Below are 26,898 nucleotides of genomic sequence, written 5' to 3'. Positions count from 1 at the left end.
TCGGCCGTTGACCTGCGCAAGATGCAGGAGCGTGCCGAGGTGATGCAGCTGGGTGGGCAGCTGCTGTTCAAGGGCGTGGGTGACCTGGGCGGCTACCTGAGCCAGAAGGCGGAGACCGAAGAAGGCAAGGCGTTCTGGGCCGACGGCGGCAACGGCCGCGCGCTGCTGCACGGCATGGCCGGTGCAGCGATGGCCGCATTGGGTGGTGCGGATGCGCTGAACGGCGCGGTGAGTGCTGCTGGTGCGGAGAAGGCCAAGATCGCGATCTCGGAATTCCTCGAGAGCAACAAGGGCAACCTGAGCTGGGAGGACTACCAGTCGCTGATGGAAGTTGGCAGCGCGATGGTGGGCGGGGCTCTGGGTGGAAGCACGGGCGCCAACATTGCCGTGACCGGGGATCGGTTCAATCGGCAGCTGCATCCGGATGAGGTGAAGTGGATCAACATGAATGCTGCCGCGTTCGCCGCCCAGGAAGGTATCAGCGAAGCAGAGGCGGTACGCAGGCTGACCACGGAAGGTGCCGCGCGTGTTGATGCAAAGGTCAACCGGTTGGTGGGCAACGAGAACGTTGATCTCGAAGCAACCGCGTTCCTGAGCAAGATGGGTGGGACGTACGGGTTCACCGCGACGGAGGCTGAGTACAACAACTTCAATCTCTATGGCAACGAGCTTCTCAACAACGATGCGCTGTACGGGCAGGTCATCGGATCCCTGCAGTCCTCCGGCGTATCCAAGGATGCCCTGCAGCTCAAATTCTATGATCTGAACAACCTCCGCGGAACGAAGATCCGGGGTGGTGACGGCTGGACGATGATGGGGACCTTCAGTGGCGACATTGGCGCCGCTGGTAGCGTGATCGCCAGCGTAGCCAAGGGCGACGGCAACGGTGCTGCCATCGGCGCAGCGACGTTCCTGATCCCGGTGCGGTTGCCCGGGGCGAAGATCGTTGGTGAAGTGGGTGCGGAGATCGCCGGGGCCGCGACCAAGCAGGGTGTGCTCAAATCTGAGGAGATCCTGAAGTCGGTACAGAATGCGGCTAGCGAAGCTGCCAAAGAAGGGCATGTAGCATTCGCTAATGATGTCGTAAATCTGCCGCTCTCCAACATCGGTCGAATTGATCACTCTGCCAGGCATTTGATTGAAGCTGGAATAATTACGGAGAATTCTGGGTCAAAAGCCGCTCGGCAGGCATTTCAGGATATTGGGCGGGCTATTCTTACAAAACCAATAAAAACTTTTGATCACGTAATGGTTCAAGGCGGGCAGCCGGTTAAAGGCTTTTATGGGAAAATTAACGGAGAGGACGTTGTTATCTTTGTGGCGAAGGAGCCTCGCGGCAAGATAGCGGCTGGAGATATTGTTACAGTGATCAAGCCATCCCCGCAGCAGATCAAGAATTTCGGACTATGATAACGAAAGGCAGCCTCGGAATATATTGGGCCATTCCAGACCAGTCTGGTCGTTTTGTTTATCAGGAGGAGGTATGCGGAATTATTTTCTACGGGTATTGGAGTTGTGGTTCGATTGGCGAATTTGGCAAGAATAGTGCCTCGTTTGAGGACATATGGAGTGGTCGCGTCGATGTGAGATTCAGGGAGTGGGAGGGGCAAGGTATGAGCAATTTGTCCGCCGAAGTTAAGATAAATTCCTGGCCTGATGAGGACGAGTGGTTGATATGCATTAGGCGATCACTGGAATGGTTTGTTGAGGGGGGCGCAATCATTTCCTGGTGTGGATCGGAACTGAGTAGCCCCTCCTTGGATGTGTTCTCATCAGTGGATAGCTCTGGTTCGGTATATGCCGCATATAGTGAACGTATCGGCTTTGTTTGTGGTTCGGGATTGAATTGTGAGTATCAGGATGTAAGTCCTTCGGAACTTGAACGTTTTAATAGGCTTGTTCTGGGGGCGGTGTAGATCTACTCATATTCTTGCATTTAGGGCTGCGCAAGTAGTTTCATCCGGGGCGATCGAGGACTCTTTTTATCTTTTGCTCGCATCATTTGCATCTAGAGATGGAATTGTGCGGCTTGGGCGTGAATGGCTGAGCGCGCAGGCGTCAATATGAAGGGAGATCGGTGATGTAGAGATCTCCGAGATCTGTGCTGGTGCGAGTGTGATATTTGTTTCGGGCCGATGATCTGGACTCTGCGCTTCGCCAAGACATTCCGCAGCACTGGATTTTTGATGACGTTGGAGATGCATTGAGGGCGAGCAAAGTATCTGATTCAGATCAGATGTACGCCCTGCTTGAGGCGCTTTATGGGTTGGCTGCTGATTATTGTTTGGCTTGGTATATTGCTGGACCGCTGTTTGAAATCAATATTGATCTTGAGCCTTGCTTTCACTTTTGGAGTGCTGGTGGGTGCTGTGCGCTCACGCGTAATGAGTTTATGGTCTCCAGCCGGACGGCACCTCTCAACTAGAGTGTGTTACGAACCTTGCCATGATCCCGCTGCCGTAAAGGGATGGTCGCATTTCCCCTTTCGCGAGGTCGTACGGGATGGTTCAGAGGCGGGAGTCCGCGTTGTCTTTGCTATCTATGGCTAAAATTCAGAGGCCATGGTTATATTTGAGCCTGATTTGAAGTGTCGATGATGGGCTTTGCGTAAAACGTAGCTGCGATCCTTCAGTTTTTCTGCCAGTGATCTGGACTATGCACTTCGCCATGGCATTCCGCAGAATTGGACTTTTGACGAGGCGGGAGATGCATTGAGAGCGAGAATGATGTCTGAATTAGATCAGATGTGCGCCTTCGAGGTAGTTTATATGCCTGTGGAAACAAATGATGTCGTGCGCCTGCTAGAAGACATTCCTTCGGAGGAGATTTGTCGTGGCAGTACCGGGGTAGTGGTTGCCCTCTTCTCCGAGCCAGAGGAGGCCTATGAGGTTGAGTTTTGCGACGAGCATGGCGCCTCAACTGTACAGGTTGCACTGCGGCCATCGCAGTTTGAGATCGTGATGTAGTAGCTCGTCGATGTCGCCTTAGCGGCCAATGTCGCCGCTGGCGTGGGCGACGCCATGCAGCAGGGGCTTCCGACGCCACCGACGGCGTGAGCCTGCACATCGGCATCGGTTCCTCCAGCTCCAGTGCCAGCCAGACCAGCGACGACCAGTTGGCGGTGGACCGCACCATCCGCAGCCAGGGCTACTTCAGCATCGTCGCCACTGCCGGTGACCTGAACAGCGCGCTGTCGGCCGTTGACCTGCGCAAGATGCAGGAGCGTGCCGAGGTGATGCAGCTGGGTGGGCAGCTGCTGTTCAAGGGCGTGGGTGACCTGGGCGGCTACCTGAGCCAGAAGGCGGAGACCGAGGAAGGCAAGGCGTTCTGGGCCGACGGCGGCAATGGCCGCGCGCTGCTGCACGGCATGGCCGGTGCAGCGATGGCCGCATTGGGTGGTGCGGATGCGCTGAAGGGCGCGGTGAGTGCTGCCGGTGCGGAGAAGGCCAAGATCGCGATCTCGGAATTCCTCGAGAGCAACAAGGGCAACCTGAGCTGCAGGCGCTGTCAGCCCCGCTTTCCCGCGAACCGTGCCTCGATCTCCTCCAGTGACTTGCCCTTGGTCTCCGGCAGCCAGAACGCGGCTACCAAGAAGAACACGAAGGTGCACGCCGCCCAGAACACGAACATGCTGGCGTAGCCGTAGTGGCCCACCGCGGGCAGGAAGATGGCGGCGATGGTGGTGGACACGAACTGGTTGATCAGCAGTGCGATGCTCATGCCGTTGGAGCGGATGCGGTTCGGCATCAGTTCCGACAGCGCCAGCCACACGCACACGCCGGGGCCGACCGCGAAGAACGCGACGAACACCAGGATGCAGGCGGCCACCGCCCAGCCGTGTGCCGGTGGCGGCACCGGGCCGATGCGCGCCTGTTCGATGCGCAGCGGCGCCTGCGCGGCACTGGCCGGGTCGGCGAACGGGTTCAGATGCAACTTGCGGAAGAATGCGCCGATCACGCTGTCTGGCTGTACGGTGCCGGTGCGGTCGATACGCAGTTCGCGATCAATCAGGTTGTCGCTACGCACGGCGCGCACGTTGGTGAAATCACCGTAGGCATAGGAGACGGTCAGCTGCATCGGCCGCCCTTCGCGGTCGATCCCCGCGCCCAGGCGCTGCCACTGCGCATCATCCAGCACCAGCTGCAGGCCGTCGCAGTTGACCGCCGCCTGCAGCTGCGGCTGCACATCAGCGCGACCGCGCTCGGCCTGGAAGAACAGCGTGGCCGCGGCCAGCAGCGCCACGCAGATGCCACCACTGCCGAGCATCAGCAGGAACTTGCGGCCCTTGCGGTCGACCAGCAGCAACGCGACCACGGTCATCACCGCATTCAGCAGCTTGATCGCCACGTCGGCGCCGTTGGCCACTGAACCGGACAGGCCGGCCTGATTGAGGATGTTCACCGCGTACGCCAGCACCGAGTTGATGCCGGTGGCCTGGGTGCAGGCCAGCACGACGCAGGCGAGCAGGAACGGCACCACGTAGCGGCGGCTGAGCAGCGGGTCGCGCTTGCTGTCGCTGCTGCTCGATTCCGGCGCCTGGATCTGCGCAAGGGTGGGCTCCACATCGGCAGCGGGCAGTACGCGATGCAGGCTGCGGCGGGCTTCATCAATGCGGCCCCGGCGTACCAGCCAGCGTGGCGATTCGGACAGCCAGAAGATGCCCGCGCAGAACAGCAGGCCCGGCGCCAGGCAGGTCCAGAAGATGGTGCGCCAGGCGTGGTCCTTCACCGTGAACAGCTCCTGCGCCTGCTGTGCCAGCGGCAGCGAGCGCACGGCTTCGGCGGCGGCATCCACGGCGTGGGCGTGGTACAGGCCGATCAGGGCTGCCAGCACCAGGCCAACGGTCAGCAGCAGCTGGAACATCGCGGCGCCGCGCCCGCGTCGCTCGGGGCTGAGGACTTCGGCCAGGTACAGCGGAATCACTACACCGATCAAACCGCCACTGATGCCCTGCAGCAGGCGGCCCAGCAGCAGCGGCGTGTAACCGGAGGCCAGCGCCATGATCGGAATCGAGGCGGTGAACAGCAGGCCGGCCAGCAGCATCGCGCCGCGGCGGCCGATCAGGTCGGCGATCATGCCGGCGAACAGCGACGACAGCACGCTGCCCAGCAGTACCGCGGCCACCACGAAGCCGAGCTGCTGGCTGCTGAGCTGCCAGGCGTGGCTGGCAGTCGCTTCAAGATAGGGCAGGGCGCCGGCGATGATGCCGATGTCGATGCCGTACAGCAGGCCACCGAGGCCGCCGATGAAGAGCAGGTAGCGTACGGGCCAGCGCGGAGCGGTGCTTGCGGTCATCGGCAGTTCCTGTGGTAGCGCCGGGCCAGGCCCGGCGGCGGTTCGTCGCAGAGTGCATTCTGTAGAGCCGAGCCATGCCCGGCTGCTTTCCGTTCCGATATCGAGGTTCCCCATGCCGCGCTTCGCGCGGTGAGCCGAGCATGGCTCGGCACCACAGGGAGCCCGCGCGGCATCCGGGCCGCATCGCTTGCGTCAGCTCAGATCAATCACGCGCCCGCCAACCACCACCTGCTTCAGGTGCAGTTCGGCGTCCAGTACCACCAGGTCGGCGCGGGCGTCGGGCGCGATGCGGCCGCGATCGCCCAGGCCCAGGTAGTCGGCCGGGAAGGTGGAAACACGTTGCGAGGCGTCGGCCAGCTCCAGGCCCACGCGCACCAGGTTGCGCAGCGCCTGGTCCATGGTCAGCGCGCTGCCGGCCAGTGAACCCGTGGCCAGTCGCACGCAGCCGCCGCACTTGTGCACGCGCTGCTCGCCCAGCGCGTACTCGCCGTCGGGCATGCCGGTGGCGGCCGTCGCGTCGGTCACCGCATACAGGCGCGGGATCGCGCGCGCGGCCAGGCGGATCACGCCGGGATGGATGTGCTGCAGGTCGGGAATGATCTCGGCGTACTGTGCATGCGCCAGTGCTGCCGCCGCGATGCCCGGGTGATAGTGATCGACGCCGGTCATGCCGTTGAACAGATGGGTGAAGCCGGAGGCACCGGCCTGCAGCGCGGCCACGCCTTCCTCGTAGGTGCCGGCGCTGTGGCCGAGCTGCACGCGGATGCCCATTGCCGCCAGCGCGGGTATCAGTGCGGTGTGCTCGCCGATTTCCGGAGCCAGCGTCATCACCCGGATCGGCGCGAGTGCGTGCAGTTGCCGCACCAGCGCCAGCGTCGCCTCGATCGTACGGTTGGGCTGTGCACCCAGGCGCTGCGGGCTGATGAATGGTCCTTCCAGATGCACGCCGACGATGCTGGCGGCGTCGGCATCGGGCGCCGCCATCGCCGCAGCCACGCCCTGCAGCGCGTGCTCGATCTCATCCAGGCCGGCGGTCATGGTGGTCGCCAGCAGTGTGGTGGTACCGAAGCGCAGATGGGTGCGTGCGATGGTGCGCGCCACGTCGCCGCCCTGCATCAGGTCCACCCCGGCCGCACCGTGTACATGCAGGTCGATGAAGCCGGGCAGGATGACCGGCAGCTGCAGGTCGTCAGCACCACTGTGGTCATCCACCTGCAGCTGGCGCACGTGTGAATCGAAGTGGACCTGGCCACGCCGCCAGCCCAGCGGGGTGAGGATGCGGCCGTGCAGGGAACGGGCGTCGGTCATGCGGGAGGCTCGGCGATGATCACTTCGATGCCCAGCCGCTGCAGCCCTTCGCGGGTTGCGTCGTCGATACCGGCATCGGTGATGATGGCGTGGATCTGGTCCAGGCGGGCGATGCGGTGCAGGCTGACGCGGCCGAACTTGGAGGCGTCGGTCAGCACCACGATGCGGCGCGCACGCTCGACCATGCGGTGGTTGAGGCGGGCTTCGGCCTCGTCGTGGGTGGTCAGGCCGAACTGCAGGTCCAGGCCATCCACGCCCAGGAACAGGGTGTCGAAGCTGTACGAGTTGAGGCTGGCCTCGGCCTGGCTGCCCTGCAGCGACAGCGACTGCTGGCGCAGCAGGCCACCGGTCAGCAGCACGGTGATGCCCGCGGCATTGGCCAGTTCCCAGGCGATGTTCAGGCCATTGGTCATCACCGTCACGTCGCGATGCGCGCGCAGGTGGCGGGCCAGCGTCATCGTGGTCGAACCGGAATCGATGATGATGTTGTCGCCCGGCTGCACCAGGCGCGCAGCGCGCGCACCGATCGATTCCTTCAACGGCAGGTTCAGCGCGTCCTTCTCATGGATGTCCTGTTCCTGCGGCGGCGTGCGCACCAGGGTGGCGCCGCCGTGGGTGCGGTTGGCCAGCCCCTGCGACTCGAAGTGGGTCAGGTCGGCACGGATGGTCACCGCCGACACGCCGAAACGCTCGACCAGATCGGCCACCTGCACCGAGCCGTGCTCGATCAGCAGCTGCAGGATCTGTTGCCGGCGGGAGCGGGTGTTGCGCATGGCCATTCTCGGTTTCGCGGGGAAAGGTAGAGATTAGCCGTTCGCAGCAACTGCGGCAGCCGAACCTGCGTTCTGCGTGCGGGTTCCGGCCTGGTTGGCGCTGCAGGCGCGCGCGTACTCGCCCAGGCACAGGCCGATGCGGTGCTGCACCAGCGCGGTGGGGGTGTTGGCCAGCGTGCCCTCACGCACGGCGCGGTACTGCTCCGGCAGGTACTGGCTGAGCAGCACCAGTGGCGGCGCGTTCTGTTCCAGGTTGGCGAACAGGGTCTGCACCGCCTGCACCAGCGCGGGCTCGCCCCAGTAGTAACGGCAGCGGTCGCTGAAGGAGTAACTGCGCAGCAGGCGCAGCGCGGCGTCATCGCCCTGGTAGTAGGACTGCCAGTACTTCGGCTGCGCCACCATCACCTCGTCCAGCACCTGCGGCAGGCGCGAGCACTGTGCCGCCGGCAGCAGTTCGGCCTCGATCGCGGCCAGCGCGAACAGCGCTTCGCGGTAGGCGAAGGTGGCCGCGGGCCCGACCTTGAGGATGGCGAAGTGGTCGCGCACCAGCGCGTGCAGGCCGCTCTCGCGCTGGTAGTCGGTGGAGTGCGCTTCGAACACGATGCGTGGCTGCTGTTCGAGGAAATCGGCCAGCGTACTGGCAGCGGAGGCGTCGTACTCGTGCACGCTGCTGTGGTCGAAGTCCACGCCCGGCTGCACCACCATCGCGATCACACGCTGCCACGCATCGCGCAACTGCGAGGTATCGAAGGCCTGCCGGTGGATGGCCAGGGTCTGCGCGGCGGCGGCCGGCGTGGTCACCTGCAGGCCCTCGGCCAGCGAGGCTTCGCCTCCGGGAATCGGCACTTCGGTACCGATCACGTAGACCGGCGGCGGCAGGCCATGTTCGGCGGCGGTGCGCTCGGCGATTTCGGCCAGCTCGGCCGAGCGCGCGGCGACGATGGCATCGGGCAGCGGCACCGGATCATCGGCGCAGGACATGCTGCAATCCAGATGGATCTTGTGGAAACCGGCGGCGACGTAGGCCTCGATCAGCACGCGCGCGTGGGTCATCGCTTCGGCCGCCGGGCGCTTCTGCCAGGCATTCGGGCCGAGGTGGTCGCCGCCCAGCATCAGCCGCTCGCGCGGGAAGCCTTCTTCATCGGCCAGCGTGCCCACGTAGTCGCGGTACTGCGGCGGGGTCATGCCGGTGTAGCCGCCGAACTGGTCGACCTGGTTGGAGGTGGCCTCGATCAGCAGCACGGTGCCATGCGCCAGGGCGACGTGCATGGCCGCGCGCAGCACCTGCTCGTTGCTGCAGCAGACGCTGTACAGGCCGACGTTGGCGCCGGCGCGGTGGGAAGCAAGCAGGGTCTGCAACGGGGACATGGTCAGGCTCCGGAGATCAGGAAAACGAGGGTTGGCAGGCGAGCAGGGCAGCGCCACGTGCGCCACCGGCATCGCCGAACCGTGGCGGCACGATCGGCGGGACCTGCACGCCATTGAACAGATGGGTGGCGATGGCGGCCGGCAGCTGCTGGTACAGCGGCGCGTACTGCGAGAGTCCGCCGCCGAGCACGATCACGTGCGGGTCCAGCGCCAGCACCAGCGCGGCCAGGCTGTGGCCGAGCAGATCACGATGGATGTCCAGCGCCTTGCGCGCGCGGGCATCGCCGGCTTCGGCCAGCGTGATCACCGCACTGGCATCGACGGCGCTGCCTCCGAGGTGGCGTTCGATCATGGCCAATCCGCTGCCGGACACATAGCGCTCCACGCAGCCCTGCAGGCCGCAGCCGCAGTCCAGCAGCGGCAGGCCATGGCGCTGCAGCAGATGGCCGGGCACGCTACAGTGGCCCCATTCGCCGGCCAGACCGTTGAAGCCGGACAGCAGCCGGCCCTGCAGACAGAAGCCACCGCCGGCACCGGTGCCGAGGATGGCGCCGAACATGCTGGGGTAGCCGTCGGCGGCGCCGCCGTGCGCTTCCGACAGGGCAAAGCACTGCAGATCGTTGCCGAAGTGCAGCGGGCGCTGCAGGCGTGCCTGCAGATCCTGCGCCACGCATTGGCCGGTCAGTGCAGGCACGTTCGCGCTGAGCTGGCGGCCGCTGCGGCGGTCACGCACGCCGGGCAGGGCAATGCCGATGGCCGCATCATTCCGGCCCAGCGCGGCGTCGGCCTCGGCCACCAGCGTCACCACGGCCTGCAGGAAACCATCGTAGTCGCCCTGCGGCGTGGCCACGCGGCGGCGCCAGGTGACCTGCATCGCCGCATCGCACGCCACCAGCTCGATCTTGGTGCCGCCGATGTCGATGCCATAGCAGGCGTGGGCGATCAGCTCAGCCATGGTGGATGGTGACGCCCTTGACGACGCGGTTGACGGTGCCGTCCGGGAACGGGTTGTCCGGGGTCAGTCCCAGCGCGGCCGAGCGCTGCAGCGCGAACAGCTGCGCGAAGCCCAGCCACACCGGTGCCAGCCACGGATCGTCCAGCGCCGGTACGGTGAGGGTGTAATCGTCATCGGCGCCGATATCCGAATGCGGACCGATCGCCAGCACCTGCCCGGCCACGCCATCGCGGCGCAGTTCTTCCAGCAGGTCCTGCTCGTAGCGGCGCGCGAGCGGCTGCACGCTGCGCAGCACCACCACTAGGGTGTTGCCATCCAGCGTCGACTTGGGGCCGTGACGGAAGCCCAGCGGCGTGTTGGCCAGCGCCAGAACGCGGCCAGCGGTCAGCTCCAGCACCTTCAGTGCACACTCGCGGGCCAGCGCTTCCAGCGGCCCGCTGCCAAGGTAGATCACGCGGTTGAACGGGCGCTGCGCAAGCGTTGCCACTGGTGCGTCCCACTGCGCCTGGCCTTCGCGGGCCAGCGCGGCGATCTGCTTCAGGCGCGCCACGCGCGCATCCCACGGCGAGCGATCGAACACCGTCAGTGCCGCCAGCAGCATGCAGGTCAGGCTGCTGGTCATGGCGAAGGCACGATCGCAGCTTGCCGAGGGCATCAGCAGGGTGCAGGTATCGGCACGGCCGGCGCCACGGCGGGCCAGTTCGCCATCGGCGTTGCAGGTGATATCGAGGAAGTGCGCGTCGTCCACGTCGCTGCGCACGCGGTCCACCGCGGCCACGCTTTCCGGACTGGAACCACTGCGGCCAAACGAGACCAGCAGGGTGGGGCGGTCGCGCTGCAGGTACAGCGCCGGATGGGTCAGCAGGCTGGTGGTGTGCACCACGCGCACCTCGGCCGGCCACTGCGCGTTGATCGCATCGGCCACCATCTCGGCGATGAAGCCGGAGCTGCCGGCGCCGGTGAACAGCACGCGCTGGTTGGGATCGTTGAGGCTGTCGCCGAGGAAGGCCTGCAGGCGGTCGCGGGCACGCGACAGGTCCTGTGCAAGGGCTTCCCACAGCGCAGGCTGCTGGGCGATTTCGGTAGCGGTATCGGCTCCGCCAAGGCGCTGCCAGGCGGACACATCGGAAAGCAGGGTGACGTCCATTCGGAGGTTCCAGTTGGGCCAGCGCACCATCTGCGTTTTCTTTCGAAATGTCAAATAGCGAAAGTAAAAAGAAAGAAAATGGCGTGGTGGCTTTTCCCGCCAGGGAGTGCTCGGGGAAACGAAAGAACGGGCCGGATGCCGTATCGCACAATGCTTAACAGGCACCTGCAAGCGCTTACACAAAGTATTGCGACGCAACAACTTTCGTTTCAATGGAATATATCTTCCTTTTTCCTTTCAATTTGTTGACATCTTTCGAATCGCTGCCCTAGAGTCGGCCCAGTCGCTTTCGAAACGCCCGGTGAACGGGTTGGGAGTCCGCGTGGAAAACTGCGTTCGTCGCTCGCCGCTGATGCTGGCCCTGATGCCGGCCTTGATGCTGGCGTCCATGACGGCCCGGGCCGAGCCGGTCGGCAACCTGCGGTCGGTCAGCGCCAGCGCCAGCCGCGATGGCGTGCAGGGCTGGGACCTGCAGACCGACAAGGGAGCGCGCATCCGCATTGAACTGCCGGCGACCGACATCATCCGCGTGCAGGCCGGCCGCAACGGCACGTTGACCGGGGCCGGCGACAAGGCCGCACCGATCGTGCTGCCGCAGCCCAAGGCGAACGTGCAGGCGCAGCTGGAAGAAGACGCGCAGGAAATCCGCGTGCGTACCGACGCACTGGTCCTGCATGTGCAGCGGCAGCCGCTGCGCCTGCGCCTGGAACGTCTGGACAACGGCCAACCCACCGCGCTGTGGCAGGAACTGCAGCCGCTGGACCTGGAGGCCACGCAGAGCGTGCAGGTGCTGTCCTCGCAGGCCGATGAGGGCTACTTCGGGGGCGGCCAGCAGAACGGCCGTTACCAGTTCAAGGGCCGCGAGCTGGAAGTGTCCTATTCCGGCGGCTGGGAAGAGGGCGACCGCCCCAGCCCTGCACCGATGCTGCTGAGCAGCCGTGGCTGGGGCATGCTGCGCAATACCTGGAGCGATGGCAGCTACGACCTGCGCCAGCCCGATCAGGCCACGCTGCTGCATCGCGAAGACCGTTTCGACGCGTACTACTTCGTCGGCGCCGACCTGCCCAAGCTGATCGAGCGCTACACTCAGCTGACCGGCCGCCCGAACATGGTGGCGCGCTGGGCGCTGTCCTATGGCGATGCCGACTGCTACAACGACGGCGACAACAGCAGGAAGCCCGGCACCGTGCCCGAGGGCTGGAGCGACGGCCCGACCGGCACCACGCCGGATGTGATCGACAGCGTGGCCAAGCAGTACCGCGAGCACGACATGCCCGGTGGCTGGATTCTGCCCAACGACGGCTACGGCTGCGGTTACAAGCAGTTGCCGGAAACCGTGAAGGGGCTGGCCGGCTACGGTTTCCGCACCGGACTGTGGACCGAGAACGGCGTCGACAAGATCGCCTGGGAAGTGGGCAAGGCCGGCAGCCGCGTGCAGAAGCTGGACGTGGCCTGGACCGGCAAGGGCTACCAGTTCGCGATGGACGCCAACCGCCAGGCGTTCAACGGCATCCTCGACAATTCCGATTCGCGCCCGTTCCTGTGGACGGTGATGGGCTGGGCCGGTATCCAGCGCTACGCCGTCGCGTGGACCGGCGACCAGAGCAGCAGCTGGGATTACATCCGCTGGCACGTGCCGACCCTGGTCGGTTCGGGCCTGTCCGGCATGGCCTACGCCAGTGGCGACGTCGATGCAATCTTCGGCGGCAGCGCCGAGACCTTCACCCGCGACCTGCAGTGGAAGGCGTTCACGCCGGTGCTGATGGGCATGAGCGGCTGGTCGTCGAATGCGCGCAAGCACCCGTGGTGGTACGACGAGCCGTACCGCAGCATCAACCGCGATTACCTGAAGTTGAAGATGCGCCTGACCCCGTACATGTACGGGCTGGTGCGCGAGGCCGCGCAGACCGGCGCACCGCCGGTGCGGGGGCTGATGTGGGACTACCCGCGCGACCCGCATGCACAGGATGAGATCTACAAGTACCAGTTCCTGCTCGGCCGCGACCTGCTGGTGGCGCCGGTGTACCGCAGCCAGGCCGCCAGCCGTGGCTGGCGCCGCGATATCCACCTGCCGGCCGGGGGGTGGATCGACTACTGGGACGGCCGCCGCGTGCAGGCCGGTGCCGACGGCCGCCAGCTGGACCGCCAGGTGGACCTGGCCACGCTGCCGGTGTTCGTGCGTGCCGGCGCGATCCTGCCGATGTACCCGTCGATGCTGTTCGATGGCGAAAAGCCGCTCGATGAAGTGACCTTCGACCTGTACCCGCAGGGCGATTCGCAGTACACGTTGTACGAAGACGATGGCAACACGCGCCGTTACCAGCAGGGCGAGTCGAGCACGCAGCAGATCCGCGTGCAGGCGCCGGCGCAGGGCAGCGGCCCGGTGCAGGTGCAGATCGACGCGGTGCAGGGCCAGTACAACGGCCAGCTGGCGCAGCGCCGCTACGGCCTGCGTGTGCTCAGCCGGCAGGCGCCGCGTGCAGTGCAGGCCGGTGGCCGCGCCTTGCCGGCGCTGGCCGATGCCGCCGCCTTCAACAGCGCCAACGAGGGCTGGTACTTCGACGCGCGGGAGCGCCGCGGCACGCTGCATGTGCGCACGGCCACACAGGACATCCGCCAGCCGCTGCAGCTGCAGCTGGACTTCGCGGTGGCCGCTGCGGCCGCCGACGATGCCTATCCGGCCGCGCCGGTGCTGGGCCGCGAACTGCCCGCAGACAGCCTGCTGGTGGTCAACCGCCCGGCCGAGGAGCCCGGCCATGCGCTGGAGAACGCCTTCGATGATGATCCCAACACCTGGTTCCGCAGCGTGCGCAACCAGGCCGTGCGCACCGGCGCGCACGAGTGGGTGATCGGCTTCGGCGAGCGCAGGATGATTGATGGCATCGACATCGCGCCGCGCAACGACAAGAACTGGAAGCACGGCCAGGTGCGCGATTACGAGGTGTACCTGGGCGACAGCAATGGCGAGTGGGGCGAGCCGATCACCCGTGGCCGCCTGCAGCTGAAGCAAGGCGTGCAACGCATCGACTTCCCGGCCCATGCCGGCCGCCTGCTGCGCTTCCGCGTCCTGAGCGTGCAGAACCCGGAAGGCGACGGCGCCAGCAGCACCGACCCGATGGTGACGGCAGCACAGGGCAGTGCCCGCGCCTTCGATGCGTTGCAGCCGCGCGACGTCGGCCCGATCGCACTGTCCACCTTCCACATCCTCGAACACCAGGAACCGGAGCGACCGGCCCGGCAGCGCTATCTCTCCGAGCTGCCGGTGCCGGCCGCGCTGGCCAGCCAGCTGCGTACCGACCAGTCCTTCCGTGGCGACGCCGGCATGCGCATGAACGGCCTGCAGTTCCGCCGTGGCCTGGGGGTCGGCGCCAACAGCCGCATCGACCTGCGCCTGCAGGGCGGCTGGCACCTGCTGCGTGCCGACCTCGGCATCGACGACGCCTGCCGCAACGCCGGCGGCCTGCAGTTCCAGGTATGGGGCGACAACCGCCTGCTGTACGACAGCGGCCTGGTGAAGGCGCCCGGCGTGGTCAAGCCGGAGCTGGACATCCGTGGCCTTTCCACCCTGAGCCTGCGCACGCTGGGTGCGCAGGGCAGCCAACCCGCCCAGGTCTGTGCCAACTGGGCCAACGCCGTACTGATCGGCCAGGAGGGCGACTCCGCCAGCATCGTCGCCCCATGACCCCCACGTAACACCGCTCCTCCCCCGCCCCATCCCGACTACGGCCCTCATGGCCGTGGCCCGGGAGCGTTTTGCCCGCCGAACGCCCACGCGCTCACTCAGTTGCGCCGCACCCCTGCCAGGAGAGAACCCCGATGTTGCCCGCCCGCCACCACCGCCCCCCCTGCCGCTCGATCGCTCCGCTGACGCTGGCCATTGCCGGCGCGCTGTTCTCGCTTGCCGCTCCTGCCTTCGCCCAGGAGAGCAAGGACAACGCCACCGACCTGGCCCGCATCGAGGTCACCGGCTCCAACATCCGCCGCACCGACGTTGAAACCGCCTCGCCGGTGCAGGTGATCAGCAAGCAGGACATCCAGAACATGGGTGCGCGCACGCTGCTGCAGGTGCTCGACAACCTGCCGGCCGCACGCCCTGCGCAGCAGGATGCGCGCTCGCTGTTCACCGGTTCCGATGGTGCCTCGCAGGCCAACCTGCGCGGGCTCGGCGCACAGGGCACGCTGGTGCTGCTGAACGGTCGCCGCCTGTCGTACTACGGTGCGCCGGCCGGCTTCCAGACCCAGTTCGTCAACATCGATGCGATTCCGGCGGCGGCCATCGAGCGCATGGAAGTGCTGACCGACGGCGCGTCGGCCGTGTACGGTACCGACGCGGTGGCCGGCGTGATCAACGTGATCACCAAGCGCAACTTCCAGGGTGCCGAGATCAGCTTCACCAACGACACCTCCTCGCGCATCGATTCCTACGGTGAGCGCCAGGCCAGCATCACCGCCGGCTTCGGTGACCTGGCCGAGAACCGCTTCAATATCTATGGCGCGGTCAACATGTACCGTCGCGACGCGATTCCGCTGAGCGATTTCTACGACAAGCGTCCGGACCAGTACTACGTCAACAACCCGAACTACCTCAACAACCTGCGCCTGGGCGTGGGCAGCAAGCCGGGCGAGTTCAACCCGGGCACCTACTTCGCCTTCGATCCGGTCACCGGCCGCCGCGTGCAGGAAGCTGCGCCGGGCTGCAAGAACGTGCTGACCAGTGAAGCGGCCGGCCCGCGTTGCGTCTGGGAAACCTGGATGAACAACGAGATCGATGCCGGCGCCAAGTCCGAGCGCAACACCGCCTACCTCAACGGCACCTTCCTGGTCGGTGACAACACCGAGATCTTCGCCGAGGCGACCTACACCGACATCGACCTGCGCGCCAACGGCGGCACGCCGCGCACCTATGGCACCACGACTGGCAACCCGACCAGCTGGTTCTCGCGCAACACCGGCAACACCGTCAACCAGTTCCTGTACCCGTTCCTGGGCCCGAACAACGAGTACAACCACGCCAGCCCGCAGTTGAAGGCCATGATGGGCGGCGTGGTCGGCCTGAACTACCTGCTGCAGGATGCCGGCCCGAACTACTTCGGCCAGCGCAATACCGACAAGAGCTACCGCGTGCTGGCCGGTGCGCGTGGCAACCGCGGTGACTGGAACTGGGAGACCGCCTTCGCCAGCGCCGGTACCCACTCCACCACCTACCAGACGATCAACGTCAACACCAAGGGCTTCGAGAAGGCGTTCGGGCCGTACACGATCGATCCTGGTACCGGTCGGGTGATCATCTCCGACCACCCGGCGTACAAGTTCGGCGAGATCAGCGAAGCCAATGCCGCGTTGATCCGTGAAGCGTTCCCGACCTTCGACATCCAGTCGTGGACCCGCCTGCATACCCTGGACGGCAAGATCGAAGGACCGCTGTTCCAGCTGCCGGCGGGCGAGATGCGCGCCGCGTTCGGTTTCAACGCCAGCCGTGAGACCTTCTACACCCCGGGCAACGCCGATGCGGCCAATGGCCTGATCACCCAGCAGGGCGGCTCGTGGTTCGACGGCAAGCGCAACACCTACGCGCTGTTTGCCGAGACCGTGGCACCGATCACCGACAAGCTGGAACTGGATGCGGCGGTGCGCGTGGACAAGTACCCGAGCTTCAGTGCCAACGTGGCGCCGAAGATCGGCTTCAAGTACCAGGCGTTCGATCAGCTGATGCTGCGCGGCACCTATTCCACCGGCTTCCGCGCACCGAGCCTGGCCGAGTCCGGCAACGGCGGCGTGTTCGCACAGCTCGGTGGCTTCCGTGACGAACTGCGCTGCGGCGAGACCAACGCCATCGCCAACCTGCTGCTGAAGTCGCAGCGGCCGGGTGACGTCGACCTCGGCAAGACCCTGCTGAACGTCGACTGCAGCCGCACCGTGGCGCGCATGACCCAGCCGAACAAGGATCTGAAGCCTGAGAAGGCGAAGATCGCCACCCTCGGCTTCGTCTACGAGCCGGCAACCTGGCTGTCGGTGTCGGCCGACTACTGGTTCATCTACCGTGACAACGAAATCGTCGCGCCGGACTACCGCCGCATGGAAGACATCATCTCGATGTCGCGCTCGCCGATCACCGACAGCGACCGTGCCAATCTTGCCCAGTTGGCGGCGATGTGCGCCGACCCGGCCAGCGGCGTGAGCTGCCCGGCCACCCTGCCGGGCTACTCCGCCGGCAACGTGGCCAGCGTGGTCGGCCAGTACAAGAACCGCGGCAAGACGCTGATCGACGGCTTCGACATCGACGCGCGCAGCCGCTTCTCGCTGGGCGACTGGGGCAGCCTGAACATCGGCCTGGCCGCCACCATCGCCAACCGCAACCGCTTCTATATGGACGCGGAGAACGGCTGGTACTACGGCGACGTGGTGGGCTACTACAACAACCCGCGCCTGCGTGCCACGCTCAATGCAGACTGGACCTACAAGCAGGTGACCACCAGCATGTTCGTCAACTACGTGGGTGGCACCAAGTGGGCCACCGACCAGATCGACGAAGAGAGCAACAACAAGGAAACCTGCACCGGCGGCTACCTGGCCCTGCAGAAGAGCAAGTGCGATGGTGCACCGTCGTGGTGGACTGCCAACATGAGCGTCACCTGGCGCCCGGACGATGCGTGGAACCTGAGCTTCACCGTCAAGAACCTGTTCAACCGCCTGCCGTTCTACGATCCGAACAGCTTCCTGGGTGACTCCAGTGACTACGCCACCATCTTCGGTCGCGGTTACAGTGTGACCATCGGCTACCGGTTCAAGTAATTCCGTTTGCGTGACCTGGCGTGCCGGCTGCGGCCGGCACGCTGCCAAGAGGAGAGATGTTTGCCATGAAGCGTAGGGAATTCATCGCGGTCAGTGCCGCTGTCGCCGCCAGCAGCCTGCTGCCGCAGACCCCGGCATGGGCACGCGGGCGCAAGGTGCGCCTGGCCATGATCGGTACCGGCATGCGCGGGCTGGTGCTGCTGAAGGAGCTGGTACGTCGCGACGACGTCGAAGTGGTTGCCCTGTGCGACATCGAGCCGATCATGCTGGGCCGTGCCACAGAGATGGTGGCGAAGGCCGGCAAGCCCGCGCCGAAGACCTATGGCCAGGATCGTGATACCAACGCGTGGAAGCGCCTGCTGGAACAGAAGGGCATCGATGGCGTGATCATCGCCACGCCGTGGGAGTACCACGCACCGATGGCGATTGCCGCGATGCAGGCCGGCGTGGCCGTGGGCTGTGAAGTGGTGGCCGGCATCACCCTGCAGGACCACTGGGACGTGCTGAAGACCCAGCTGAGCACCGGCACCCCGTACATGCTGCTGGAGAACGTCTGCTACCGCCGCGACGTGATGGCGGCGTTGCAGATGGTGCGCCAGGGCCTGTTCGGCGAACTGGTGCATCTGCAGGCCGGCTACCAGCACGACCTGCGCGGCGTGAAGTTCAATTCCGGCGATCCGGACCAGCCCTACGACAGCGGCGTGGAGTTCGGGCCCAAGGGCTGGAGCGAAGCCCGCTGGCGCACCGAGCATTCGGTGGAGCGCAACGGCGAGCTCTACCCCAGCCACGGCATCGGCCCGTGCGCGATGTACACCGGCATCAACCGCGGCAACCGCTTCACCCACATCAATGCCTTCGCGACCAAGGCACGCGGCCTGCACGAATACACCGTGGCCAAGAGTGGTGGCACCACCCACCCCAGTACCCAGGTGAAGTTCAAGCTGGGCGACATCGTCACCACCACGCTGGCGTGCGAGAACGGCGAGACCATTCTGCTGCAGCACGACACCTCGCTGCCGCGCCCGTACTCGATGGGCTTCCGCGTGCAGGGCACCAAGGGCCTGTGGATGGACGTGAACCATTCGATCCACATCGAAGGCCGCAGCCCGCCGCACCAGTGGGAAGAGTTCAAGAAGTACCAGGATGAGTACGAACACCCGCTGTGGAAGCAGAATGCCGACACCGCCGCCAGCGCCGGCCACGGCGGCATGGACTGGTTCGTCATCCATGCATTTGTAGAAGCACTGAAGGCCAAGGCACCGATGCCGATCGACATCTACGACGCAGTGACCTGGAGTGCGATCACCCCGTTGAGCGAGCAGTCGATCGCCAACAGCTTCCAGACGCTGGAGTTCCCGGACTTTACTGCTGGTGCGTGGAAGACGCGCAAGCCGATCTTCGCGTTCGACGGGAGGTATTGAGGTTTACACCCTTCCACGCTGTGACGGAGACGCCGGGCACTGCCCGGTGTTTCTGTTTCTGGAGGCATTCGCCTTGTAGAGCCGAGCCCACGCTCGGCTGAATTTCCGACACGTTCCCCCCCCCTGAATCAGAAAACTCTGAAATCCGACCCACTCCACAGTTTCTGACTTGAATGTGTAAACGACATCGGAGATAACGTCCCCCATGCGGTCAGACCGCATTCCGGACCAGGGACGATCCGAAGCATGACGTGGTGAGGCAACCGCCCCACGTTCTCGTTCCTGCCGGTGCTGTGCTTGTCCAGGAAGGAGAACAGGGATGTTGGAACGACTGAAGACCATTTCGTGTGCCGCACTGGCGATGATCGCGCTGGGGAGCTTGGCTCCTTGGGCTGCGCAGGCGCAGGAGGTGCAGAAGAAATGGGAGAGCTACCTGTCGATGGGCCAGCCGCGAGCCACCGAAGCGGCGGTGCAGAAGGACATCAAGTCGCTCTTTTCCCAGTACGAAAAGGACAAACCCTTCGATTGGCATGTCAAACGCCAACGCGTCCTTGGAAAGAAGGTCATCTACGATTACCGGGTGAGACCCGAGAAGATCGTTACTACCGACTGGGTCTACATCCACTCAGGGCAGGAGTACTCATCCGAAGATCAGATTCGTAGCGTGATCCTCGCTACCCGCGTCAGCGACCCGCAGTGCCCGGCGACTTCACTCACGGAGGATCCTTGGGTGGAGCTCCTCGGACTTGGCAGGGGCGACGACGGTAGCGTCACCAACGAGGAGAAGGATTTCCATTACACCTTGAACTTCTATCATCAGAGCACTCAAGAATGCTCGTCGATAGTGGGGTGGGAGCGTGTGCGCCGGGCCAGAACGGCGCTTTGTCCGAATCGACCGTCCCTGACGTGGAATGAGGCCCTGCAGATGTGCTCCCTGGTCCAGCAGGACGAGCCGCACATGTCGCCCATGCTCTCCTATACAAGCGGGCCGCTGCCGCCGCAGCAGTGTCCTGTTGGTAACCCGTGTGATCCGACCACTGGCGATAAATCCCAGCCTGAGCCGGATTTCAACCTTGGATGGGTGAGCTTCCAACGCCACTATCACTCCCTGACGAGCACGGCGGGCGGCGCGTTGGGTACGGGCTGGACCCATTCCCACAATCTGCGGCTTACCGCAGGCGTAGACGATTCCACCTTCCCTCCCAGCTCCGAACTGAAAGTTGGGCTGATCGGCGCCGATGGCGGGCAGACCGCATTCCAGAAAGTGGGGGCAAGCTACGAAGCCATGGACGGAAGCGGCGATCGCGCGGTCCAGCAGGGCACCAACTGGCAACTTTCACGTGCCGGAGAGCGCATTTATTTTGATGCTGATGGCTTGATGCAGCGCCGCGATTTTGAAGACGGTACTTCGCTGACCTATGCACACGACAGCCGCGGCCGCCTGCTCAGCATCACCCATTCAACCGGCCGACGCGTGGACGTCCAGTACCTCGCGCCAGGCGACGATTCACTGATCTCGGCCCTGGTGATCGCCGGCCAGCCTGTGGTGAGCTACGCCTACTCCCCGGCCGGGGAACTGATCACCGCGACCTATGCAGACGGTGCCAGCCGTACGTATCACTATGAGGACGCCCGCTTCCCGGGCTACCTGACCGGCGTGACCGCCGAAGACACCCGGCGCTACAGCTGGTACGGCTACGACGCCAAGGGGCGGGTCACCTGCAGCCGCCATTCCGGCGATTGCAGTCAAGCCGACGTGGGCATTGATGGCGTGCGCCTGGAGTACACGCCGGCAGGCACCACCATCGTCACCGACGCACTGGGCAAGCAGAGCACCTACGCGTTGACCGCCAGCGGCACCAGTGGCCTTCCGCGCAAGGTCAACGGCATCACCGAGAGCAACGGCAGCATCAGTCGCACCTATCTGCCCGAGGGCACCGATTTCCGGCGTCGGCTTCAGTCGGTGACCGATCGCCGTGGCGTTGTTACCAACTACGCCTATGCCGAGGCCAGCGACGCTGTCGCAGGTGCTGTCAGTGTGACCACCACCACCGAAGCGGCCGGTACTCCGGACCAGCGCATCAGCGAAACGCGCGTGGCCATGGACAGCAATCGGCTGGTGCAGCAGACCGTCGGTAACCGTGAGGTCCGCGTCGCGCGCAATGCACGCCTCCAGCCAACCACCATCACCGTGCGCGACAGGGTAACCGATGACACCCGCATCACCACGCAGACCTACTGTGAGGCCGAAGGGCCGGAGTGCCCGCTGGTGGGACTGCTGCGTAGCGTGGATGGCCCACGCAGTGATGTGGCGGATGTCTCCACCTATGCCTACTACACCGCGGACGACGCGGGATGCGCGACCAGTGGTGCCTGCAGTTATCGCAAGGGCGACCTGCGCAGCGTGACCAATGCGCTGGGCCAGACGGTCGAGACCTTGGCCTACGACGCGTTCGGGCGGCCGTTGTCGGTCAAGGATGCCAACGGCGTGGTCACCGATTACACCTACCATGCGCGCGGCTGGCCGACCTCGGTCACCGTGCGCGGTGCCACCACAGCCGAGGACCGGGTGACCCAGATCAGCTACTGGCCGACCGGCCAGGTGCAGCAGGTCACCGAGCCGGACGGCAGCAGTGTCACCTATGTCTATGACGCCGCCCAGCGCTTGACCGATATTGCGGACAACAGCGGCAACACGATCCACTACGCATTGGACAACGCCGGCAACCGCCTCAAGGAAGACACGCTGGATGCAGGCGGCACCCTGCGCCGTACCCTGGCGCGGACGTTCAACACGCTTGGCCAGCTGACCGCGCTGAAGGATGCGGGCAACCACGCCACCGGCTTTGCCTACGATGCCAACGGCAACCCACAGACGGTGACCGATGCCCTGCAGCGCGTGACCAGCCAGCAGTACGACCCGCTGAACCGCCTGGCGCAGACCCTGCAGGACGTGGGCGGCGTCGCGGCGGAGATCCGCAGCCAGTACAACGCGCTGGACCAGGTCACCCAGGTCACCGACCCGAAGGGCCTGCACACCACCTACGCCTACAACGGGTTCGGTGATCTGACCGGGCAGGTCAGCCCGGACAGTGGCGCCAGCAGCTTCACCGTGGACGCCGCCGGCAACCGCAAGACGGCCACCGACGCGCGTGGCGTCACTGCCACCTATCACTACGATGCGCTCAATCGCCTGATCGGCATTGCCTATCCAGACCCCAATCTGGACGTGGGCTACAGCTATGACGTGGCACCGACTGCCTGTGCCGCCGACGAGCGCTTTGCCAAGGGGCGCGTGGGTCAGGTGCTGCATGCCAATGGCAGCACCCAGTACTGCCACGACCGCTTCGGCCAGGTCACCCGTAAAGTGCAGACGATCAATGGTGTCACCAGCACGCTGCGCTACGCCTACAGCAAGTCGGGCCGTCTGACTGCGTTGACCTACCCTGACGGCAGCGTGGCCGACTACGTGCGTGATATCCAAGGGCGCATCAGCCAGATCGGCCTGACCCGGCCCGGCCAGGCACGCCAGATCGTGGTGAACAACGTGACCTATGCGGCCTTCGGCCCGGCGACCGGCTGGACCTACGGCAACGGCCGCCAGCTGCAGCGTCCGCTGGATCTGGATTACCGCCCGCAGGCGGTGCATGACCCCGCGGCAGGCGGTCTGTCACTGGGCTATGGCTACGATCCCGTCGGTTCGATCACCGAGCTGAAGAGCGGCGCAGGCTCGTCGGTGCTGGCCAAGTACGCCTACGACGCGCTGGGTCGCCTGACCCAGACCCAGGACGGGACGACAGGCACGCCGATTGAAACCTATGCCTACGACGCCACCGGCAATCGCACCGCGCTGACCACCTCGGCAGGCACCGCCAGCTACACCTATCCCGCAACCAGCCACCGGCTGACCGCCGTGGACGGCGAAGCGCGCAACCATGACGCGGTGGGCAATACCACCAGCATCGGCAGCAAGACGTTCACCTACAGCGATGCCAACCGCATGAACGCGGTGAAGCAGGGCGATGCCGTGCTGGAAAGCTACGGTTACAACCACCGCGGCGAGCGCGTACTGCGTACCCCGGGTAGTGGCGCAGCGCAGATCACCCTGTACGACGAAGCAGGGCAGTGGCTGGGCAACTACTCGGCTACGGGCCAGGCGCAGCAGCAGGCCATCTGGCTGGACAACTACCCGGTGGCTTTGATCAGCGTGCCGAGCGCCGGCGTGCCGGAACTGGCCTACGTGCAGCCGGATCATCTGGGCACGCCGCGCGTGGTGATCGATCCGGTGCGTGATGTGGCGATCTGGGAGTGGAGCAACAAGAGCGAGGTGTTCGGCAACCAGATTCCGAGCGCTGATCCGGATGGGGATGGTGTGGCGTTCGAGCTGGCGCTGCGCTTCCCGGGCCAGCAGGCGACGGATGCGAGTGGGTTGTTCTACAACTACCAGCGTGAATACGACCCGGCTGTGGGGCGGTATTCGCAGAGTGATCCGATTGGGTTGATGGGGGGGGGGGGCAGTTACGTGTACGCGAACTCCAATGTTGCATCGTTCCTGGACCCATTTGGGTTGCAGTCTTCGATTGCCCGTGCCGTCCGCTCGCCCCCAGGAGGCTACTACGGGGGCGGAGACGGTCAGCTCCAGCAGCAAAACCCGGACCTTCCCAATTACGGTCGCAACGAACCGCCTGGGTTATATATCTATCCAGAGAAAATTGCAGAATCGATAGTGGCCAATGCACTCATTGCGTTGTCGAAATCCAAGGACCTTGTCTTCCCTGGGTTGATGATGAACAAGAGTGAGGATGGCTCAGCTTGTCCAATTCCGGGCCAGCGCGGCTTGCCGGCAAGTGGTGAGCCGAATACATGGTCAGATCACCCGACAGGCAAGCAGTCTCGTTACTATGGGGACGATGGAAGTCCCAAGTTCGACGTGGACAGAGGGCACGATCATGGCCAAGGAAATCCGCATGTTCACGAATGGGAAAGTGGGGTCAGAAAATCGGGGGTTCCGGTAAGTGATTGGCCGAAGAGGTGAGCCTATGAGTATTGATATTCATGATTTCCAGTTGGCTGGAATTCGTCTTGATCCGGTGTCAGGTGTGACCGTTTCTCTGTTTGATGATTCTTCGCAGGGATCCTATGATTTAGTCTTTGGTCGAGTCAGAAAAGCGAGCATTGATGGTTTCTCTAGCCAGAATGTCGTGCTCGATCTTAAGGTCTTCAATCGAAAGGATGATTCCTTTGAGTTCCAGCGGTGTTGCTTCCTCCTTGGTTTAGACCCAGTGGCTGCCCGGGAAATCGTCGATGGCGACACCTTGGTCTTCATTGAGGCCTCTGTCGGTGCGGAGATTGCACTTCTGGTAGATGGCACTTGGGAAGGCCGGTTGATTCCTGTCAAATCATGATTCTTGAGCAGAGCTTCCCGGGGCGATCGAGCTATCGATCACGGGGGCAACAGCAGATGGATACGCCGGATGGGGAGGGAATTTTCATTTCTACACAAATCCATCGTGAGTGCGGAGTGATCAGTTGAGGGCATCGCTCCACGGCGCACTCACCGCTTGGCTTGAGCTGGGACGGGCTGTGGGTCATGTGGGCCGGCAGGGAGCTGACGGAGAGATGGATTACAGGACGGACCACCATCGGGCCAACGCAATGGGCTCTACCGTGCGTGCAGCCCGATGAACATCATGGATCCTGTACTCAGCGAACTGCTTTCCCGGCTCGGTGTCGACACTGACTTCGGCGATACGGTGCTGACCTGTCCGGAGACCCAAGGAGCCTATGAGGACACGCCCCTGCATGTGGTGGCCTATTACAACGATGTGGCCCTCCTCAGCGCATTGATGCCCTTCGTGACCACCATCGATGTGCATGGCGATCTTGATCTGACGCCGCTGGCAAGCGCGGTGGCACATGGCAGCTTCGCGGCTGCGGCCTATCTCCTATGGTGCAGACCCACACGCACGGAATGAGCTTGATCGGACACCACTGGAAATGATGTGCCAGGACCCGAGGTTTGATGATGTGGTGTGTATGGTCGACGCCGCAGATGGAACCTGCTGATGGAAACTTCTGAAAAGAGGTTTTACCGATGCGCCTGATGACCTTCATCTGCCCACTTTGTGGCGCTAGCGGGCAGCGCTTTCCCCTGCGATTTGCTGGAAGGCGTCAAGCAAAGACGTCGTGCCGGGGGGGGCGCGTGGAGCTTCGTTCAGACCCGCGGTTGGGCACGTACACGCTCTATCTTCTGTACACACAGGTCGTCATCCTTGTGGCGGCATTGCCGCTGATCGGGGCCAGTGTCGCGGGTGAATGGGTACGGCTGGGAATGATCTGTCTGGTAGTGCTGATGCTGTGCTGGTTCCCGGGCGTGATCAGGCACGCACGAAGTCCGATCGTGCGCGCCTGCCGGGATGCCGATTACAGCTATGCGCGCAGGCCAGGTGCTTCGACTGCGCACGCTGCCGCAAATCCGGAGCAGCGTAGCGACACGCCAAGTGCCAGCCCATGATAGGGAAGTCAAGAAATGACATACCATCTTGGGCGCGAGGTGCAGTCCCTGAATCGTTTTGCAGAACGGGTTGCAGATGGTAATTAACATTTGGCCGGCCCTTTCTGGGGCTCTCATGTCCATGCCGAAGGCTGGCATCTTGCGTGTAGCGGTGCTGCTCTTGCCAATGCTGGGGGGCTGCAGCATTCATCAGTTTCAACATACGGAATGGAGGTCGGACTGGGTCGATGTTTCGTCCGGTGCGATCTTCCCTGGCAATTCAACGACGCTGCCGCTTGACCGCATTTCCACGCTTGATCCTGATAGTGAGGCAGCCATTGCGAAGTGGATGTTGGAGCATTCGCTGGTCGTTGTCTCGGCATCAGAGGTTGAAGGGAAGATCGGTCCAATGCCGTTGAGTGACCTGAAGCCAGCGCCCGGGGAGAGCGTCTATCTCGTCAGGGCCGCTTCGGATGAAAGTAGGGGCAAGTTCATCGGCTACGTCAACGACAGGGGACTTCTCATCGTGTATGGGGTGATGGGGGGCTGCGGTGAGCAGAAGCAACGGGTGGTTGCCGTGAGCCTTCGGGAGAAGCCCGCCAACGTATTCGGTCGATGCTCGGCGGCGCTATAGTCGAGTGCCATGGTTGGAACGCCACTCCATGGGCGGTGAGCGGGTGGAGCTTGAAGTTGGAAGTCTTTCGATGACTAATCTGATATTCAAAGAGTCGCATTGGGGCAGCAGGAACCACTGGCCTAACATCTTTCCGCCCTGGCCTGCCTCCTCTACGAGATAGGGGGGAGGTTGAATGAAGAAGTGTGATTGCAGATGCGCGTGCAGGTGCCGGAGCATCCCATGGGCTGCGTGATCGCTGTGAGCCTGAAGGAGAAGCCCACCAGTGTCTTCTCGGGATGTTCTGCAGCGCGCTGACAGCTCTGTTCGTTGTCGCCGCTCCAGAGTAATCAGCGCAAAGGTTGGAATAGGGCGGGTAATCCAAATAATTTGGTTGAATGGACGGTGATTTACCATGGACCTTGAAGCGAAAAGGGTAATTTTCTTTTCTCAACAGGATGAACGGTGCTTCTTCGAGTGGATTGGTCGAATCGGCTGCATCGGGAATGTAGTCGGCAGAGGGGATGTCATCTATCTACCCCTGGATCCAGATGCGGTTCTGGAGGAGGAGGTCTGGGAACTGGCCGCACTGTTCAGGAGGTATCGGATTCCACTGGCCCAGCTGCGAACGCTGGAGGCAGGCAGGTACTCTCGAGCGCTGCGCGATGCCTTGCGCGAGTAGGGCGCCAAGCGGGAGGCAAGGTGCATGAGCTCCCGCACTCCTCCACAAAGG

15 protein-coding genes and 1 pseudogene are annotated in these 26,898 nt (G+C 64.0%); 10 read left to right on the top strand and 6 right to left on the bottom strand.

The annotated features are described in order from the left end of the window. Window positions 1–1,410: pseudogene (locus AC5P5V_RS08100) on the top strand (hypothetical protein); the annotation flags it as partial. Window positions 1,411–2,723: 1,313 nt separating this feature from the next. Continuing rightward, window positions 2,724–2,966 (top strand): DUF4926 domain-containing protein, encoded by a 243-nt coding sequence (locus tag AC5P5V_RS08095; RefSeq protein ID WP_198422618.1) that lies wholly within the window; start codon window positions 2,724–2,726, stop codon window positions 2,964–2,966. A 541-nt stretch (window positions 2,967–3,507) separates the two neighbouring features. On the opposite strand, the gene AC5P5V_RS08090 is transcribed toward AC5P5V_RS08095, so the two are convergent. From AC5P5V_RS08090 to AC5P5V_RS08065, 6 genes are all read right to left on the bottom strand, one after another. Further along, entirely contained in the window at window positions 3,508–5,295 is a 1,788-nt protein-coding gene (locus tag AC5P5V_RS08090; RefSeq protein WP_231352373.1) for an MFS transporter, read from the bottom strand. A gap of 192 nt (window positions 5,296–5,487) precedes the next feature. Beyond that, the gene (gene nagA, locus AC5P5V_RS08085) at window positions 5,488–6,603 is read right to left on the bottom strand and encodes an N-acetylglucosamine-6-phosphate deacetylase (protein ID WP_134968251.1); all 1,116 of its coding nucleotides are present in this window, start codon (window positions 6,601–6,603) and stop codon (window positions 5,488–5,490) included. Further along, a complete protein-coding gene (locus AC5P5V_RS08080) occupies window positions 6,600–7,376 on the bottom strand; it encodes a DeoR family transcriptional regulator (RefSeq protein WP_049417055.1) in 777 nt (258 codons plus the stop codon). Before AC5P5V_RS08080 ends, nagA begins: the two co-directional genes overlap by 4 nt. A 33-nt stretch (window positions 7,377–7,409) precedes the next feature. After that, on the bottom strand, window positions 7,410–8,744 hold the full coding sequence (locus tag AC5P5V_RS08075) for a D-tagatose-bisphosphate aldolase, class II, non-catalytic subunit (protein ID WP_231352372.1): 1,335 nt from the start codon (window positions 8,742–8,744) through the stop codon (window positions 7,410–7,412). A gap of 16 nt (window positions 8,745–8,760) precedes the next feature. Continuing rightward, window positions 8,761–9,699 carry an ROK family protein gene (locus AC5P5V_RS08070; protein WP_134968250.1) on the bottom strand — a complete coding sequence of 313 codons (939 nt, stop codon included), beginning with the start codon at window positions 9,697–9,699 and terminating at the stop codon, window positions 8,761–8,763. Next, window positions 9,692–10,846 carry an SIS domain-containing protein gene (locus AC5P5V_RS08065; protein WP_231352371.1) on the bottom strand — a complete coding sequence of 385 codons (1,155 nt, stop codon included), beginning with the start codon at window positions 10,844–10,846 and terminating at the stop codon, window positions 9,692–9,694. Before AC5P5V_RS08065 ends, AC5P5V_RS08070 begins: the two co-directional genes overlap by 8 nt. 322 nt (window positions 10,847–11,168) lie before the next feature. Between AC5P5V_RS08065 and AC5P5V_RS08060 the strand changes: the two genes are divergently transcribed. The 8 genes from AC5P5V_RS08060 (at window position 11,169) to AC5P5V_RS08025 (ending at window position 26,847) form a co-directional block, all read left to right on the top strand. After that, on the top strand, window positions 11,169–14,528 hold the full coding sequence (locus AC5P5V_RS08060; RefSeq protein ID WP_231352370.1) for a TIM-barrel domain-containing protein: 3,360 nt from the start codon (window positions 11,169–11,171) through the stop codon (window positions 14,526–14,528). A gap of 134 nt (window positions 14,529–14,662) precedes the next feature. Beyond that, window positions 14,663–17,638 (top strand): TonB-dependent receptor, encoded by a 2,976-nt coding sequence (locus AC5P5V_RS08055; protein WP_231352369.1) that lies wholly within the window; start codon window positions 14,663–14,665, stop codon window positions 17,636–17,638. 65 nt (window positions 17,639–17,703) lie between these two features. Then, window positions 17,704–19,059, top strand: coding sequence for a Gfo/Idh/MocA family protein (locus tag AC5P5V_RS08050; RefSeq protein ID WP_134968249.1), 1,356 nt, complete (start codon window positions 17,704–17,706; stop codon window positions 19,057–19,059). A 319-nt stretch (window positions 19,060–19,378) separates the two neighbouring features. Continuing rightward, a complete protein-coding gene (locus AC5P5V_RS08045; protein ID WP_423181102.1) occupies window positions 19,379–24,094 on the top strand; it encodes an RHS repeat-associated core domain-containing protein in 4,716 nt (1,571 codons plus the stop codon). Window positions 24,095–24,098: 4 nt separating this feature from the next. Continuing rightward, window positions 24,099–24,464, top strand: a complete 366-nt coding sequence (locus AC5P5V_RS08040; RefSeq protein ID WP_134968248.1) for a hypothetical protein — start codon at window positions 24,099–24,101, stop codon at window positions 24,462–24,464. A gap of 285 nt (window positions 24,465–24,749) precedes the next feature. Continuing rightward, window positions 24,750–25,034 (top strand): ankyrin repeat domain-containing protein, encoded by a 285-nt coding sequence (locus AC5P5V_RS08035; protein ID WP_134968247.1) that lies wholly within the window; start codon window positions 24,750–24,752, stop codon window positions 25,032–25,034. Window positions 25,035–25,688: 654 nt separating this feature from the next. Then, entirely contained in the window at window positions 25,689–26,186 is a 498-nt protein-coding gene (locus AC5P5V_RS08030) for a hypothetical protein (RefSeq protein ID WP_229298494.1), read from the top strand. Window positions 26,187–26,580: 394 nt separating this feature from the next. Continuing rightward, entirely contained in the window at window positions 26,581–26,847 is a 267-nt protein-coding gene (locus AC5P5V_RS08025; protein ID WP_134968245.1) for a hypothetical protein, read from the top strand. Window positions 26,848–26,898 lie beyond the last annotated feature (51 nt).

It is taken from the genome of Stenotrophomonas sp. YJH_SMC_130, assembly GCF_059369035.1.
Note: the sequence above shows the minus strand (reverse complement) of the source record. Positions and strands in the feature narration are given on the sequence as shown.